The sequence below is a fragment of the Azospirillum sp. UENF 112521 genome (genome assembly GCF_058780665.1).
Genome location: NZ_JBSNCI010000003.1, coordinates 468601 through 483673 on the forward strand (window position 1 = coordinate 468601; position 15073 = coordinate 483673).

Consider the following 15073-nt stretch of genomic DNA (forward strand, 5'->3'; position numbering starts at 1 on the left):
GACCGACCGGACATCCCAAAGGTCGCAAGCCGCCCGATTGGCCCACAAGATATCGCCTGTTTGCAAATCGATGACCCAAACCGGATCGGAGATCAGGCAAAAGGCCGACAAATCATTCGTAGACCAATGACGATCCGACAGGTGGCTGGTGCAGGCTGCGGCGCCCATGGCAAAGGGAACTCAAGGTGGAGATCGTCGACAGCATACGGGCGTAAACGTTAAATTCATACGAATGCATTGTTGCAGGTCAGCCGGGATGACGCGTGCATAGCGACGGCGCACCGGGGCGCCTGTAATATTCGACTGCGCCTTAGGCGGAGGCTTCCGCCGATCCGCTCGGAAGGCCGGTCAGGGCAAATCCAGCTCCTGGATATCGCGGGGCGGCGCGCAACTTCGACTTGTCTCTGGCTTGGGGAAGCGGCAGCTCTGCCGAGCGGACCGTCAGCGCCCGGCCGGCTTCGGCCCCAACACGCAGGCAACCGCGGCCAGGATCAGCACCAGCGCCGCCGCCAGCCGCGGCGTCACCGGATCGCCCAGCAGCAGCACGGCGCCGCTCACGCCCACCACCGGGATCAGCAGGGTGCTGACCGCCGCCTCTCCCACCGTCAGGCGGCGGACGGTGACGTACCACAGGGCCTGCGCCGCGCAGAGCGAACAGACGATGTGCCAGGCGAAGCCGACCCAGACCTCGGGGTGGATTTCGGACAGCGCCGGCCTCGTCTCCGTCGCCGCCAGAAGGATCATCGGCGGGGCGCACAACACATACTGCCAGCCGGTGATGACCATCGGGTGGGTGCGCCAGACCCGCCGCTTCATCACGATGGTACCCAGCGCCCAGGCCAGCGCCGACACCAGCATCACCGCCGGGCCGGCCAATTGCGACGGGGGCGCCGACAGTGCTGCCGGCCCCAGCAGGACCAGCAGACCGGCAAGCCCGCAGGCCAGCCCGACGATCTGGCGCGGCCCCGGCCGCTCGCCCAGCAGCGGGATCGCCAGCAGGGTTGCCCACACCGGCATGGTGAAGGCGACGATGGCCGCCTGCGAAGTCGCCATCAGGCTCTGGCCCAGCGCCGTGCACAGGTTGAAGACCAGCACGTTGCACAGCCCCGCCGCCACCAGCGCCGGCCATTCCCCCCGTTCCACCCGCAGCCGGTGTCCGGCCAGTCGTGCCGCCCCCAGCAGCAGCACCGCCCCGGCGGTGAAGCCGATGGCCCGCAGGCTGAAGATCGGCATCTGCGTCAGGATGGTCTTCACCGCCGGCCAGTTCAGGCCCCAGAACAGGCTGATGACGGCGATCAGCAGATATTTGACGGGATCGCGGCCGGCGCCGCTGGCGGCGACGGCGGTCATGCGACGGTCTTGCCCTCAAACCCATCCAGGAAGCTCGACAGGTTGGCCGACAGATCGTCGATGGCGTAGCCGCCCTCCTGCACCAGAACCGTCGGCAGTCCGGCTGCGGCGAGCAGCGCGCCCATGCGGGCGAAGCCCGGCGTGGTGACGCCGAAGGCGGCCAGCGGATCGTCGATGAAGGTGTCGAAGCCCAGCGAGACGAACAGCATCTCGGGAGCGAAGCGGCGGATCTCGTCTAGCCCCTTGCCGATGGTCGCCAGCACCGTTGCCTCATCGCTGCCGATGGGCAGCGGCAGGTTCAGGGTGTAGCCCTCGCCGCGGCCGATGCCGCGTTCCTGCGCGTAGCCGGCCATGTGCGGATAGAACTCCGCCGGATCGCCATGGACCGAGACGAAGAACACGTCGTCGCGCTCGTAGAAAATGTCCTGCGTGCCGTTGCCGTGATGGACGTCCACATCGATGATCGCCACCCGCGCCGGGCGGCCCTGGGCGCGCAGCAGCGGCAGAACCGACTCCGCCGCAACGGCGACATGGTTCAGGTAGCAGAACCCGCCGGCCATGTCGCGGGTGGCATGGTGCCCCGGCGGCCGGCACAGGGCATAGGCCGCACTGTCGGCCCCGGTGGCGACCAGCTTCGCCGCGTGGATGGCGGCGTTGGTCGCGGCGCAGGTGGCGGCCCAGGTGCCCTCGCCGATCGGGCAGGCGGTGTCGAACATGTGCCAGCCGGCCTGCCCGACGATGCCGGTGGGGTAGTTGGGGGCCGCCTGCATCCGGTGGACGTTGGGCAGCACGACGTCGCCCATGTCGCCCGCCGCCACCCAGCGCGCATGCGCCGTCTCCAGGAAGGCGAGATAGGCGGGGGTATGCACGGCGGCACGTGGGGCGGAGCCGTAATCGTCGGGCAGGATCAGCGTCTCGCCGCGCTTCTCGATTAGCGAGGCCAGCGCGCCGACCCGTTCCGGCTTCTCCGGCAGGGCGCGCAGCAGGCCCTTGTTGAAGTAGGTGGCGGGGCGGTGCAGGGCGGCGTCGGGGTGATGGACGAACTTCATGGGGGAACTCTCCGGAGAGCGGACAGGCTCAGGGCTTTCCAGCCGTGGCGACCAGCGTTTCGAACAGCACGGCAGCACCGCGGGCACCGTCGGCGGGGGCGATGTTCTCGACCTCGTTGTGGCTGATGCCGTCCTCGCAGGGGATGAAGATCATCGCCGTCGGCACCTTGCCCGCGACATAGACCGCGTCATGGCCGGCGCCCGACACGATGTCGCGATGGCTGAAGCCGAAGCCGCTTGCCGCCTCGCGCACCCGGTCGACCAGCGGCTTGGCGAAGGGCGTCGGCGGGAAGTGCCAGAAATCGGCGATCTCGGCGCCCACCCCGTTCTGCTCGGCAATCGCCGCGACCGCGGCGCGAAAGCGCCGGTCCATGTCGGCCAGCGTGTCGGCGTTCGGATGGCGCAGGTCGACGGTGAAGAAGACGCGGCCGGGGATGACGTTGCGCGAATGCGGGTGGACGTCGAGGATGCCGACGGTGGCGCAGGGGTCGCCCGCCGTCTCCAGCCCGACCCGCTGCACCGCCTGCACCATCGCCGAGGCGGCGACCAGTGCGTCGCGGCGCAGGCGCATCGGCGTCGGGCCGGCATGGGCCTCGACACCCGTCACCGTCACCTCGTACCAGCGCTGGCCCTGCGCGCCGGTGACGACGCCGATCTCCTTGCCCTCGACCTCCAGCACCGGCCCCTGTTCGATGTGGGCCTCCAGATAGGCGTGCATCGGGTGGTCGACCGGAGCCTCGCCGTCATAGCCGGTGCGGACCAGCTCATCGCCCAGCCGCGCGCCGTCCTGCGCCACCTTGTCGAGAATCTCGTCCAGCGTGAAGACGCCGGTGACGACGCCCGATCCCATCATCGGCGGCGAAAAGCGCGAGCCCTCCTCGTTGGTCCACACCGCGACCTCGACCGGGTGCAGCGTCTCCACCCCGCGGTCGTTCAGCGAGCGCACCACCTCCAGCGCCGCCAGCACGCCGAACACGCCGTCGAAGCGCCCGCCGGTCGGCTGGGTGTCGAGATGGCTGCCCATCACCACCGGGGCCAAGCTGTCGTCGCGGCCCTTGCGGCGGGCGAAGATGTTGCCGATGCGGTCGACCGTCACGGTGCAGCCGGCGGCCTCGCACCAGGAGACGAACAGGTCGCGGCCGGCCTTGTCCTCGTCCGACAAGGCGAGGCGGCAGTTGCCGCCCTTCGCGGTGGCGCCGATCTTCGCCATGTCGGCGAGGCTGTCCCACAGGCGCTGGCCGTCGATGGGCAGATTGGAGGGGAGGGACATGGAAACTCCACGCAGAATTTTTCGTTGAAGGCAGGGTGAGCGGGGAGAGCGGTCAGGCCGCTTCGCGCCTTTCCCGTGCCCGTAGATCGACCATCGCCAGCACGGCACGCAGCATCGGCACGTCCACGCCGCACCGCTCCGCCAGCTCGATCGCCGATCCCAGGATCGCATCCAGCTCCAGGCGCCTGCCGGCCTCGTAGTCCTGCAGCATCGAGGTCTTGAAGTCGCCGACGCCGGCGGCCATGGCGATGCGTTCGTCCACGCTGGTGGTGAAGACCACGCCCAGCTTTTCCGCCACCGCCTTGGCCTCCAGCATCATGGCGCGGCCGGTTTCCCGCGTGCCGGGGTCGTTGCACAGCCGGCCCAGCGTCGATCCGGTCAGCACGCTCAAGGGATTGAAGGCGAGGTTGCCCCACAGCTTCACCCAGATCGCCTGCCGGATGTCGGCGGTCTTCGCCGGCTGGAATCCCGCCTGCCCGAACATCGTCACGATGCGGTCGACCGCCGGGGTGTCGCGGTCGCCGGCATCGCCGAACACGAAGCGCTGGTCGCTGACATGGCGGATGCGGCAGGGACCGTCGCCCTCCACCGCGACGAAGCTGGTCGCCCCCACCACCCGGTCGGGGTCGATGGTGCGCCACAGCAGCCCGTCGGGATCGACGCTGGCGAGCGGCCGGTCGGCCAGCGGCTCCGGCTGGCGGTGCGGATACCACCAGGGGATGCCGTTGACCATCGGCACGATTGCGGTCTCCGGTCCCAGCAGGGGCGTCAGCGTGTCGATGGTGCCGCGCAGCGCATGGGCCTTGACGCAGAGGAACACCAGATCCTGCGGTCCCAGCGACAGGCTGTCGTCGGTGACGCGCGGGCTTAGCCGGGCGACGCGGTTCAGCGGCGTCACCATGGTCAGGCCGTTGCGGCGGATGGCGGATGCGGCGTTCGGCCGGGCGACCAGCGTTACCTCGGCGTCGGTGGCGCCCAGCCGGGCGGCCAGCAGGCCGCCGACGGCGCCGGCCCCGATGATGGCGACCTTCATTCAGTGCGCTCCTGCCGGGACGTTTTGCAGGTCGTCCGGGATGTGCCAGGCCTTGCCGGGAATGGCGTCGAGCAGGCTGCGTGTGTAGGCGTCGCGCGGATGGGTGAAGACCTCCCGCGCAGTGCCCATCTCCACGATCTTGCCGCGGCGCATCACCGCGATGGTGTCGCAGACCTGGGCCGCCACCCGCAGATCGTGGGTGATGAAGAGCATGGCGAGATTCAGCCGCCTGCGGATGTCGTCCAGCAGGTCCAGCACCTGCCCCTGCACCGACACGTCGAGCGCCGACACCGGCTCGTCCGCCACCAGCAGCTTCGGCTCCATGGCGAGCGCGCGGGCGATGCCGATGCGCTGGCGCTGGCCGCCGGAGAACTCGTGCGGGAAGCGGTCGGCGGCCGAACCGTCTAGCCCGACCATCGCCAGCAGTTCCCGTGCGCGGGCCAGTGCCTTGCCGCGGTCCTCGCCGAAGGCCACCGGGCCTTGCGCCACGATGTCGCCGACGCGGTGGCGCGGGTTCAGCGAGGCGTAGGGGTCCTGGAACACCATCTGCACCGCCCGGCGGTAGGGCCGGAAGCCCTTGCGGTCGAGCGCCAGCAGGTCGGTGCCCTCGAACAGGATGCGCCCCGAATCCGGCTTGATCAGCCCGACGATGGAGCGGCCGAGCGTCGATTTGCCCGACCCGGATTCGCCGACCAGACCGACGGTCTCGCCGGGGTGGATGGTCAGCGACAGGTCGTCGCCGGCCACCACCTGCTTGGACTTCTTGAACAGCCCGCCGCCGACGTTGAACACCTTGCGCACCTTGTCGGCGACCAGCAGCGGCGCGCCCGTCTTGGCATGGTCGTCGCGATGCTCGATGTAGTGCGGGACCGAAGCGATCAGCTGCCGGGTGTAGGGGTGCTGCGGCCGGTTCAGCACGTCCGATGCCGCGCCATATTCGACCAGCTTGCCGTGGCGCATCACCGCCACCCGGTGCGCGATCTCCGCCACCACGCCGAAATCATGGGTGATGAACATCATGCCCATGTGGCGTTCGGCCTGGATCGAGCGGATCAGGTCGAGGATCTGCTTCTGGGTGGTGACGTCCAGGGCGGTGGTCGGCTCGTCGGCGATCAGGATGTCGGGCTGGCAGGCCAGCGCCATGGCGATCATCACGCGCTGGCGCTGGCCGCCCGACAGGCGGAAAGGATAGGCTTCGGCCAGTTCGGCCGGGTTGGGCAGCCCGACCTGGTCCAGCAGTTCGACCACGCGGGCGCGGCGGGCGGGGGCGGGCAGGGCGGTGTGCTCGCGCAAGCTCTCGCCGATCTGGCGGCCGACTTGCATCAGCGGGTTCAGCGCCGTCATCGGCTCCTGGAACACCATGGCGATGCGGCCGCCGCGAAGGCTGCGCTGCTCCGCCTCCGGCATGGCCAGCACGTCCTTGCCCTTGAACAGCAGGCTGCCGCCGGATACCCGGACATGGGGAGCCGGCAGCAGCCCCATCATGGCGTGCGCGGTCATCGACTTGCCGGAGCCGGACTCGCCGACCACGCAGAGGATCTCGTCGGGATTCAGGGTGAAGGTCAGGTTGTCCACCGCCAGCGGGCGGTCGGCGCCCGGCGGCAGCGCGATGCTGAGCCCGCGCACATCCAACAGGGGGGTGTTCATGGCGGCGGTCTCCGGCGGGGTGCGCATAACGTTGAACTGGCTCATCGGATCACCCCCGCGACCGGGCGAGCTTCGGGTTCAGGGCGTCGTTCAGCCCCTCGCCGACGAGGTTCAGCGCCAGCACGGTCAGCACGATGGCGAGGCCGGGGAAGACGCTCATCCACCAAGCCTGCCGGATCACCGTGCGGGCGGCGCCGATCATGTAGCCCCAGCTCATCGCGTTGGGATCGCCGAGGCCGAGGAAGCTCAGCGAGCTTTCCAGCAGGATGGCGGTCGCCACCATCAGCGAGGCCGACACGATGATCGGCGACAGGCTGTTCGGCAGGATCTGGCGCAGGATGATGGTGCTGTTGCTCTGGCCGGTGGTGATGGCGGCCTGGACGAATTCGCGCGAGCGCAGGCTGAGGAATTCGGCGCGGGCCAGACGGGCCAGCGGCGGCCAGCTGACGATGGCGATGGCGAGCACGATGGTGGTCAGGCTGGGTGTGAAGATGGCGACCAGCACCACGGCCAGAACGAAGTTCGGAATGGTCTGGAACAGCTCGGTGAAGCGCATGATGGCGTCGTCCACCTTGCCGCCATGGAAGCCGGCCAGCGCCCCCAGCGTGACGCCGATGGCGAGCGCCGCCGCCGTGGAGGTCAGGCCGATCAGCAGCGAAACCCGCGCCCCGTGGGCGATGCCGGATGCGATGTCGCGGCCCAGCATGTCGGAGCCCAGCAGCGCATCCTCCGACAGCGGCGGCTGGAAGGGCGCCGTCGCCATCTCCCACGGATCGCCGGGGAATAAGACCGAGGCGAAGGCGGCCAGAACCACGATGGCGATCAGGATCGCCAGCCCCAGGACAGCACCCTTGTTGCGGGCGAAGGCCCGCCAGAAATCGGAATTCATCATTGCGACACCTGGATGCGCGGATCGACGAGGCCGTAGAGGATGTCGGTCAGGATGTTGAAGAGGATCACCATGATCGACGTGACCAGGAAGATGCCCAGCAGCACCTGATAGTCGCGCTGAAGCACCGCCTCGAAGGCCAGCCGGCCGATGCCGGGCCAGGCGAACACCGTCTCGATCAGGATGGAGCCGCCGACCAGCTGTCCGGCCTGGATGCCGGCGACGGTGATGACCGGCAGGATGGCGTTGCGCAGGACGTGGCGGGTGACGATGCGGCCCTGCGTCAGTCCCTTGGCCTTCGCCGTCTTGACGAAGTCGAGGCTGCGCACCTCCAGCATCGAGGCGCGGGTCAGGCGCGCATAGCCCGCCATGTAGAACAGCGCCAGCGTGATGACCGGCAGGATCAGGTGGACCGCCACGTCCGCCACATGCGCCAATCCGGTATAGCCGGCGCCGATGGTCTCGTAGCCGAAGGCCGGCAGCCAGCCGAGCTGGATGGAGAACAGGAGGCTCAGCATCAGCCCGATCCAGTAGATCGGTGTGGCATAGGCGAGGAGTGCGATGACGGTGATGGCACTGTCGGCCCAGGTGCCGACGGTGACCGCCGCCAGCGTGCCGAGCGCCACGCCGGCGGCGAGCGCCAGGATGAAGGCGGTCAGCGTCAGAACCAGGGTGGCCGGCAGCCGTTCCGCCAGGATGTCCCAGACGGGCCGCTGCTGGCGGTAGGAGAAGCCGAGATCGCCCTGCACGACCTTGCCGATATAGGTGCCGAGCTGTTCGTAGATCGGCCGGTCGAGCCCGAACTGCTCGCGCAGCTGCGTCACGAACTTTTCGTCGGCGGCCCCCGCCTCGCCCGCCATCACCATGGCCGGGTCGCCGGGGGCGGCATGGACGAGGAAGAAGTTCATCACCACTATGGCGATCAGGATCGCGGCGGCCTTGACGAGGCGGCTCGCGAAGAGTTGGGCGAATCCCAGCATGGGCAGGTTCCTAATTCTGGCCCTCTCCCGTCCCGGGAGGGTGAGGGGACCCGCCGAAGGCGGGGAGGGTGAGGGGTGGGCCAAGAGTCCCGAAGCGCACGGTTCCTTGCGCTACCCCTCACCCTTCCCATGCTTCGCATGGGCCCCTTCCCTCTCCCGGGGCGGGAGAGGGAGGTCTCGTTACTTCGCCAGCCAAACGCTTTCATAGGTGTCGTTGACACCGATGGCCGTCGTGTTGGCGTTCTTCACACGCTTGTCGAGGAAGGTCGGGAATTCCATCTCCAGCAGCCAGACCACCGGCAGATCGTCGGACAGGATGCGCTGGACCTCGCTGTACTGCTCCTGGCGCTTGGCGGGGTCGTTCTCGCGCGAGGCCTGGTCGAACAGTTCGTCCACCTTCGGGTTGGAATAGCCCATGGTGTTGGTGAACAGCACGCCCTTGCGGATGTTCGACGAGATGTAGGTGCGGGCCACGCCCAGCGCCGGGTCGCCGTACTGGTAGAGGAAGTTGGTGGTGATCTCGTAATCCCAGTTGGCGACGCGCTGCGCCCAGCCGGCGGCGTCGGTGCTTTCCAGGACCACGGAAACGCCGACCTTGCCCAGCGCCTGCTTCAGATACTCGCCCAGGCGGGTCCAGGTCTCGCCATAGGGCATCGGCATCAGCTTGACGGTGGCGCGCACGCCCTTGCCGTCGGGCTTCAGCCCCATCTCGTCGAGCAGGGCCTTGGCCTTGTCGAGGTTGGGCTCATAGGTCGTGACCTTGGGGTCGTAGAACTTGACCACCGAGTTGATCGGGCCGGTCGGCACGCGGCCCAAACCGAACCAGATCTTGTCGCGGATGAACTTGCGGTCGATGGCGTAGGCTATGGCCTTGCGGAAGCGCTTGTCGTCCAGCGGCTTGACGCGGTGGTTGATCTCCAGCCACGCCATCGGCGCCACGAACTCGTAGCCGGCGGTGGTCAGCGTCACATTGGGCAGGGTCTTCATGCGCGGAACCTCGAAGGGCTCCAGGTCGCTGTACTGGGTCTGCTGCACCTGCCCGCTTTCCAGCGCCAGCGAGCGGCTGGCGGCGTCCGGGATCACGCGGAAGGTGATGCCGTCGAGATAGGGCAGGTCCTTCTTGTAATACTCCTCGTTGCGGACGAGCTGGATGTAGCTGCCCTTCACCCATTCCTTCAGCTTGAACGGGCCGGTGCCGATGGGGGTGGTGTTGGCCGGGTTGGTGCGGTAATCGCTGCCCTCATAGATGTGGGCCGGCACGATGGGGGCCGACGACACCTCGAAGGCCTGGATGAAGGCCGGGAACGGCTCCTTCAGCTTGAACTCGACGGTGTGGTCGTCCAGCGCCTTGATCGACTCGCAGCGGCTGAACGCGGCGCGGGCGCGCGGGTGGACCTCCATCAGGAACTTGGAGGTGGAGAACACCACGTCGTTGGCGCTGAACGGCTTGCCGTCGTGCCACTTGACGTTCTGGAACAGCTTGAAGGTGTAGGTCAGGCCGTCCGGCGACACGGTCCAGCTCTCGGCCAGCGACGGCAGCGGGTTGAGCTTGCGGTCGTAGGTCAGCAGGCCCTGGTAGATCTTGCCGGCGACGGTCTGGGTCGGCCCCTGCTGGTTCAGGCCCAGCATCAGGGTCGGCGGCTCCGGCTGGACGATGGAGTTGAGGACACCGCCGCGGACCGGCGTCTCCTGCGCCATGGCCGGGGCGGCGACCAGCGCCGCGGTGCCGGGGATGGCGAGGACGGCGGTCAGCAGGCCGGCGGCGGCGGCGCGGTGGACGCTGCGGCGGAAGCCGCGCTGGATGCTGGCGGGGATACCGGAAAGGCGTCGTGTCATGCGGGTGTCCTCGTCTCCAGATGGTGTCGTTGTCGAATGCGACCCTGTCGTCTTCGTTCTTCTTTTGGGAAAGTCGGGCGGATCAGCGCGGCCCGGTCGGGCCGGTGGTGCCGTCCAGCCAGCGCAGCAGCGAGTCCCATTCCAGGACGCCGGCGCGCGGATAGGCACGCTCATACTGCTGGGCGGTGTGCTCGCAGACCTCCGGCGACGGGTAGACCAGCGGACGGCCGCCGGCCATCGCCATGATCTGCTGCTTGCAGGCCTGCTCCAGGTAGTACATCAGCACCGCCGCCTCGGCGACGTCCTGGCCGACGGTCAGCAGGCCGTGGTTGCGCAGGATCATGCTGTGATGGTTGCCCAAATCGGCAACCAGCCGTTCCCGCTCCGCCAGATCCAGCGCGATGCCTTCGTAGGTGTGGTAGGCGATGCGGTTGTACCAGCGCAGCGAATGCTGGGTGATCGGCAGCAGCCCATCGGCCTGGGCGCTGACCGCCATGCCGGCATCGGTGTGCAGGTGGATGACCGCGCCGACGTCCGGGCGGGCGTGATGCACCGCGCTGTGGATGGTGAAGCCGGCCGGGTTGATCTCGTCGCCGTCGCGCCCGTCGACCAGATTGCCGTCGATGTCGACCTTCACGAGGTTGTCGGGCGTCACCTCGTGAAACATCAGGCCATAGGGGTTGATCAGGAAATGGTCCGGCGTGTCCGGAATCCGGGCCGACATGTGGGTGTAGATCAGGTCGGTCATGCCCAGCCGGTCGAACAGCTTGTAGGCGGCGGCCAGATCGGTGCGCGCCTTCCACTCCACGTCGGAATAGGTGCCGCTGGCGCGGGGAGCATGGGCGGCGGTTGCGGTCAGCGTCTTGGCGATCATCTTGCGGGTCTCGTCAGGCAAAGGGATCAAACAGGTTCCAGGCCGCACCAGCCGGCGATGAACAGCGCCAGCACGCGGGTCACGTCGCGCAGGCTGTCCAGCGACACCGATTCGTCGATGCCGTGGATGCGCGTCGCCTCCGGCCCGTAGCAGGTGGCCGGCGTGTCGCCATAGAGCTGGAAGAATCGCGCATCGGTCGTGCAGGTCAGCGCCACCAGCTCCGGATCGCCGCCGCGCACGGCGCGATGGCTGTCGGCCAGCATGGTCACCAGCGGGTGGGCCGGGTCGATCTCGCAGCCGGCGGCCTGGAAGCCGTTCCACTGCAGCTCGATGCCGACGCCGGACAGGGCCGGGTCGGTGGAGCGCGCCTGCTCCACCGCCCGGCTCACCTCGGCGCGGACCGCCTCCGGCTCCTGCCCGGGGAAGAAGCCGAGCCGGAGGTCGAGCGCGCAGCGCGTCGGGACTGACGACGGCCACTCACCGCCCTCGATCCGGCCGAGATTGATGTTGACGGGATGGGCATGGCCGCAGAAGGCGGGATGGCGGCAGGACGGCTCGTTCCACCGCACCTCCAGCGCCTTCAGATGCGCCGCCAGCGCATAGGCCGCCTCGATGGCGTTCACCCCGGCCGAGGTGTCCAGCACATGGGCCGGCGTGCCGGTCAGCACCAGCCGCACCCACATCACGCCGACCTGGGCGATGGAGATGGAGTGGTTGAACGGCTCCGGGATCACGGCGGCGTCGGCGCGATAGCCGCGATGCAGGCAGGCGAGAGCGCCGTTGCCGGTGCATTCCTCCTCGATCACCGACTGGAGATAGACGGGCGCGGCCGGCTGGTAGCCCAGCGTGCGCAATGCTGAGAAGGCGGCGGTGAAGGCGGCGATGCCGGCCTTCATGTCGCCGGCCCCGCGGCCATAAAGCCGTCCGTCGGCGATCCGCGGCTCGAAGGGCGGGGTGGTCCACAATTCCGCCGGGCCGGTCGGCACCACGTCGATATGGCCGTTCAGGATCAGCGAGCGGCCTTTCGATTCGCGCGGCTTGTGCACACCGACGACATTCTCGCGGCCGGCATAGGCGCCGGGGAGAACCGGCGGCGAGAAGCCCGGCATGCGGGAAATCGCCTGCTCGTCGATGTCGAAGCGGTCGACCTCCAACCCGAGCGCGGCGAAGCGGTCGGCCATCAGCGCCTGCGCCCCGGACTCGTCCCCCAGCAGCGACGGCTGGCGGACGAGGTCGGACAGGTGCGACACGCAATCGCCCTGCGCCGCGTCGGCGGCGTCGAGGATCGCGGCGCGCAGGCCGGGGTCCGGCAACACATGGTCGAGACGGTCTGCCGTATCTCGTGTCATTCTAAATCCTTTGCCCGAATCCATTTCGCTGCTGCGGCAGGGATGCACGGGCGGGTGGAAAAAGACGAAGCTGTTGCGTTGCGGCCTATCCCAAATGGATATGGCCGCCATAACGGTGCATTATGCAGTGTCCGGCGTGGCGATGTTTGAAGGCCGCCATGTGTCGATTAGGAAGGCATCCAATCGATCAGGCAAATAAGCATTTTTCATTTCGCCCATGAATCTGATTTATGCCGCAGTTGCTCACAACGCACTCATGTGCGTAGAATTTGGGCGGCAACAGCGATGCACCGGAATCGGGCAGCGATCGGGAGGGCGGGACGGTGAACGAAACCGAAGCGGAACGGCAGGCCCTGGCCCGGCTGGGCCAGCAGATGGACTGGAACCTGCTGCGCACCTTCATGGTGATCGTGCAGGAAGGCAGCATCACCAAGGCCGCGGTCCGCCTGTTTTTGACGCAGCCGGCGGTCAGCCTCGCGCTGAAGCGGCTGGAGGAGCAGCTTGGCCGTACCCTGATCGACCGCGGTCCCGGCCGCTTCGCCGTCACCGCCGCCGGCGAACAGGTCTATGACGAGGCGGTGACGATCCACGCCACGGTGTCCCGTCTCGGCGCGCTGGTGCGCGACGCCAAGGACGAGGTGAGCGGCCATGTCCATATCTTGATGACCAGCCGGATCCAGACCCCGCTGCTCGACCGCTCACTGCGGGAATTCCACCGCATGTACCCGCTAGTGACCTTCCGCATCGACGTCATGGCATCGGCCGACGCGCACATCGCATTGCAGCAGCGGGTCGGCGCCATGGCGATCTGCCTGCTGCGCGAGCCGATCCCCGGACTGTCCAGTCAGATCTTCCTGCGCCAGACCTACCGTCTCTATTGCGGCCCGGATTTCCGCCTGTTCGGCCAGCGCGACATCGACATTGCCGAACTGCGCCACGAGAGTTTCGTCTCCTTCACCTCCGACCAGATCGACGGCGCCCTGTCGCCCCTGACCCTGTTCCGTGCGCGGGAAGGGTTCGCCGGCCGTGTCGTCGCCTCGTCGGCCAACCTGGAGGAGGTGCGGCGGATGATCGTCTGCGGCCTCGGCATCGGCCCGCTGCCCGAACACATCGCCGCCCGCGACGTGGCCGACGGCCTGCTGTGGGAGCTGCCGCCTTACGAAGGCATCGCGCCGGTCAACGTGCACCTGATCTGGAACGAGCAGGCCAAGCTGAACCGCGCCGAGCGGGCTTTCCTTGACTATCTTCAGACCGCTCTGGCCACCGCGCCGGCCAGGGAGCTTGCCGGGGTGGCCGAGGAGAAAAGCCCCGCTCACAGAGCGGGGGACGAAGTGTTCGCCATTGCGCGGCCCAGGACATCGTAGATGCGCGGATCGCCCATCTGGGCGACGTTGAAGCGCAGAAATCCCGACGCGGAGTGCGAGATGCTGAACACGTCGCCGGGCGCGAGCACGACATCCTCGCGCAAGGCCGCGCGGGCGATGTCGGCGGCGTTCCGTCCATCGGGCAGGCTGCACCAGAGATAGAAGCCACCGCGCGGCATCAGCCATGGTGTCAGGCCCATCGCTTCCAGACGGGTGGCCGTTTCGCGCCGTGCCCGTGCCAGACGCCGGCGCAGCCCGTCGAGATGCTTGCGGTAATTGCCGTCGTTCAGGGTGGCGAGGACGAGTTCGGCCGCAGCCGGGCTGGGGCCGCCGAAGTTCGTCGCCACCTGCAGATCGACCAGCGCCTCCACCCAGTCCAGCCGCGCCGCGATGTAGCCGCAGCGGATCGAGGCTGACAGCGTCTTGGAAAAACTGCCGATCCGGATCACGCGGGCCAGCCCGTCCAGTGCCGCGAGGCGGGGAGACGGCTCGGGCTCGAAGCCGGCGAAGATGTCGTCCTCGACGATGGTCAGGTCCTGTGCGGCAGGGTCGTGGGCCGCGGCGGCGCAGAGCAGGCGATGGGCGGTCTGCGGCGTCATCGTGGCGCCGGTCGGATTGTGAAGGGCGGAGTTGGTGATGTAGAGGCGCGGCCGGTGCGCCGCCAGCGCCTGGGCGAACAGCTCCGCATCCGGCCCTTTGCGGGTATAGGGCACGCCGACGACCCGCGCCCGATGGGCGCGCAGCAGCGCCTGGAAATTGAAATAGCAGGGGTCGTCGATCAGCACCGTGTCGCCCGGCCGCAGCAGCAGGCGGCAGATCAGGTCGATAGCCTGCGTGCCGGAGGCGGTCAGCATGATATGGTCGGCACCGGCGGCGATCCCTTCGTCCGCGAACTGGCGGGCCAGCAGCCGGCGCAGCGGCAGCGATCCGCGCGTGCCGCCATAATCCGCCAGCAGCCCGTCATCCGCCCGCGCGAGCTGGCGGATCGCCCGGCGGATCGCCGCGTTCGGCATCCAGTCGGCCGGTAGCCAGCCGCATCCCGGCTTCAACATCTCCGCCCCGGCATCGAGCGACTGCCGCGAGACCCAGAAGGGATCGATGGCACGGTCGCGCTGCGGTTCGGCCTCGACCAATGCCAGCGGCGGCATGGCACCCGACACGTAGAAGCCCGATCCAGGCCGCGACTGGATCGCGCCGTCCGCCGCAAGCCGGTCATAAGCCTCCACCACGGTCGAGGGCGACACGCCCATGGTGGCGGCGAAGCTGCGGATCGACGGCAGCTTTTCCCCCGGAGACAGCTGGCGGCTCGCCATCCTGCGGCGGATCGCCTCCATCACCTCGCCGGTGCGCGTGCCGGTCCTGCCCATGATGCCCCACCGCAGAGAAGTGTACTGATCTATGAACCAATACAGTTTGATCGAATTGTATGGGA

12 protein-coding genes and 1 pseudogene are annotated in these 15073 nt (G+C 68.3%); 1 reads left to right on the top strand and 12 read right to left on the bottom strand.

Annotation, left to right across the window (positions count from 1 at the left end):
* Window positions 1-6: 6 nt before the first annotated feature.
* The 11 genes and pseudogenes from ACWPN8_RS17855 to ACWPN8_RS17905 all read right to left on the bottom strand — a co-directional run.
* Window positions 7-168: pseudogene (locus ACWPN8_RS17855) on the bottom strand (PAS domain-containing protein); the annotation flags it as partial.
* Between the two features lie 273 nt (window positions 169-441).
* Window positions 442-1350 carry a DMT family transporter gene (locus ACWPN8_RS17860; RefSeq protein WP_492241674.1) on the bottom strand — a complete coding sequence of 303 codons (909 nt, stop codon included), beginning with the start codon at window positions 1348-1350 and terminating at the stop codon, window positions 442-444.
* The gene (locus ACWPN8_RS17865; RefSeq protein WP_492241675.1) at window positions 1347-2399 is read right to left on the bottom strand and encodes a histone deacetylase family protein; all 1053 of its coding nucleotides are present in this window, start codon (window positions 2397-2399) and stop codon (window positions 1347-1349) included. The genes ACWPN8_RS17860 and ACWPN8_RS17865 overlap by 4 nt, the downstream gene beginning before the upstream one ends.
* 28 nt (window positions 2400-2427) lie before the next feature.
* Complete coding sequence (locus ACWPN8_RS17870; RefSeq protein WP_492241676.1) at window positions 2428-3669, bottom strand: Zn-dependent hydrolase; 1242 nt, start codon at window positions 3667-3669, stop codon at window positions 2428-2430.
* A 52-nt stretch (window positions 3670-3721) separates the two neighbouring features.
* Window positions 3722-4702, bottom strand: coding sequence for a ketopantoate reductase family protein (locus tag ACWPN8_RS17875; protein WP_492241677.1), 981 nt, complete (start codon window positions 4700-4702; stop codon window positions 3722-3724).
* Window positions 4703-6394, bottom strand: coding sequence for an ABC transporter ATP-binding protein (locus tag ACWPN8_RS17880; protein WP_492241678.1), 1692 nt, complete (start codon window positions 6392-6394; stop codon window positions 4703-4705).
* A 4-nt stretch (window positions 6395-6398) separates the two neighbouring features.
* On the bottom strand, window positions 6399-7241 hold the full coding sequence (locus ACWPN8_RS17885; protein WP_109048938.1) for an ABC transporter permease: 843 nt from the start codon (window positions 7239-7241) through the stop codon (window positions 6399-6401).
* Window positions 7238-8218, bottom strand: a complete 981-nt coding sequence (locus ACWPN8_RS17890; RefSeq protein ID WP_109448225.1) for an ABC transporter permease — start codon at window positions 8216-8218, stop codon at window positions 7238-7240. Before ACWPN8_RS17890 ends, ACWPN8_RS17885 begins: the two co-directional genes overlap by 4 nt.
* Window positions 8219-8398: 180 nt before the next feature.
* Window positions 8399-10054 carry an ABC transporter substrate-binding protein gene (locus ACWPN8_RS17895; protein ID WP_492241679.1) on the bottom strand — a complete coding sequence of 552 codons (1656 nt, stop codon included), beginning with the start codon at window positions 10052-10054 and terminating at the stop codon, window positions 8399-8401.
* 82 nt (window positions 10055-10136) lie between these two features.
* On the bottom strand, window positions 10137-10928 hold the full coding sequence (locus ACWPN8_RS17900) for a class II aldolase/adducin family protein (RefSeq protein ID WP_492241680.1): 792 nt from the start codon (window positions 10926-10928) through the stop codon (window positions 10137-10139).
* A 26-nt stretch (window positions 10929-10954) separates the two neighbouring features.
* Entirely contained in the window at window positions 10955-12277 is a 1323-nt protein-coding gene (locus tag ACWPN8_RS17905; RefSeq protein ID WP_492241681.1) for a M20 family metallopeptidase, read from the bottom strand.
* 323 nt (window positions 12278-12600) lie between these two features.
* Between ACWPN8_RS17905 and ACWPN8_RS17910 the strand changes: the two genes are divergently transcribed.
* Entirely contained in the window at window positions 12601-13641 is a 1041-nt protein-coding gene (locus ACWPN8_RS17910) for a LysR family transcriptional regulator (protein ID WP_492241682.1), read from the top strand.
* On the opposite strand, the gene ACWPN8_RS17915 is transcribed toward ACWPN8_RS17910, so the two are convergent.
* On the bottom strand, window positions 13590-15008 hold the full coding sequence (locus ACWPN8_RS17915) for an aminotransferase-like domain-containing protein (protein WP_492241683.1): 1419 nt from the start codon (window positions 15006-15008) through the stop codon (window positions 13590-13592). The two genes, ACWPN8_RS17910 and ACWPN8_RS17915, sit on opposite strands and share 52 nt — an antisense overlap.
* Between the last annotated feature and the right edge of the window lie 65 nt (window positions 15009-15073).

Coding starts and splice junctions, on each gene's coding strand:
- ACWPN8_RS17860 (WP_492241674.1), bottom strand. CDS start 1,350: ATGACCGCCGTCGCCGCCAGCGGCGCCGGCCGCGATCCCGTCAAATAT.
- ACWPN8_RS17865 (WP_492241675.1), bottom strand. CDS start 2,399: ATGAAGTTCGTCCATCACCCCGACGCCGCCCTGCACCGCCCCGCCACC.
- ACWPN8_RS17870 (WP_492241676.1), bottom strand. CDS start 3,669: ATGTCCCTCCCCTCCAATCTGCCCATCGACGGCCAGCGCCTGTGGGAC.
- ACWPN8_RS17875 (WP_492241677.1), bottom strand. CDS start 4,702: ATGAAGGTCGCCATCATCGGGGCCGGCGCCGTCGGCGGCCTGCTGGCC.
- ACWPN8_RS17880 (WP_492241678.1), bottom strand. CDS start 6,394: ATGAGCCAGTTCAACGTTATGCGCACCCCGCCGGAGACCGCCGCCATG.
- ACWPN8_RS17885 (WP_109048938.1), bottom strand. CDS start 7,241: ATGATGAATTCCGATTTCTGGCGGGCCTTCGCCCGCAACAAGGGTGCT.
- ACWPN8_RS17890 (WP_109448225.1), bottom strand. CDS start 8,218: ATGCTGGGATTCGCCCAACTCTTCGCGAGCCGCCTCGTCAAGGCCGCC.
- ACWPN8_RS17895 (WP_492241679.1), bottom strand. CDS start 10,054: ATGACACGACGCCTTTCCGGTATCCCCGCCAGCATCCAGCGCGGCTTC.
- ACWPN8_RS17900 (WP_492241680.1), bottom strand. CDS start 10,928: ATGATCGCCAAGACGCTGACCGCAACCGCCGCCCATGCTCCCCGCGCC.
- ACWPN8_RS17905 (WP_492241681.1), bottom strand. CDS start 12,277: ATGACACGAGATACGGCAGACCGTCTCGACCATGTGTTGCCGGACCCC.
- ACWPN8_RS17915 (WP_492241683.1), bottom strand. CDS start 15,008: ATGGGCAGGACCGGCACGCGCACCGGCGAGGTGATGGAGGCGATCCGC.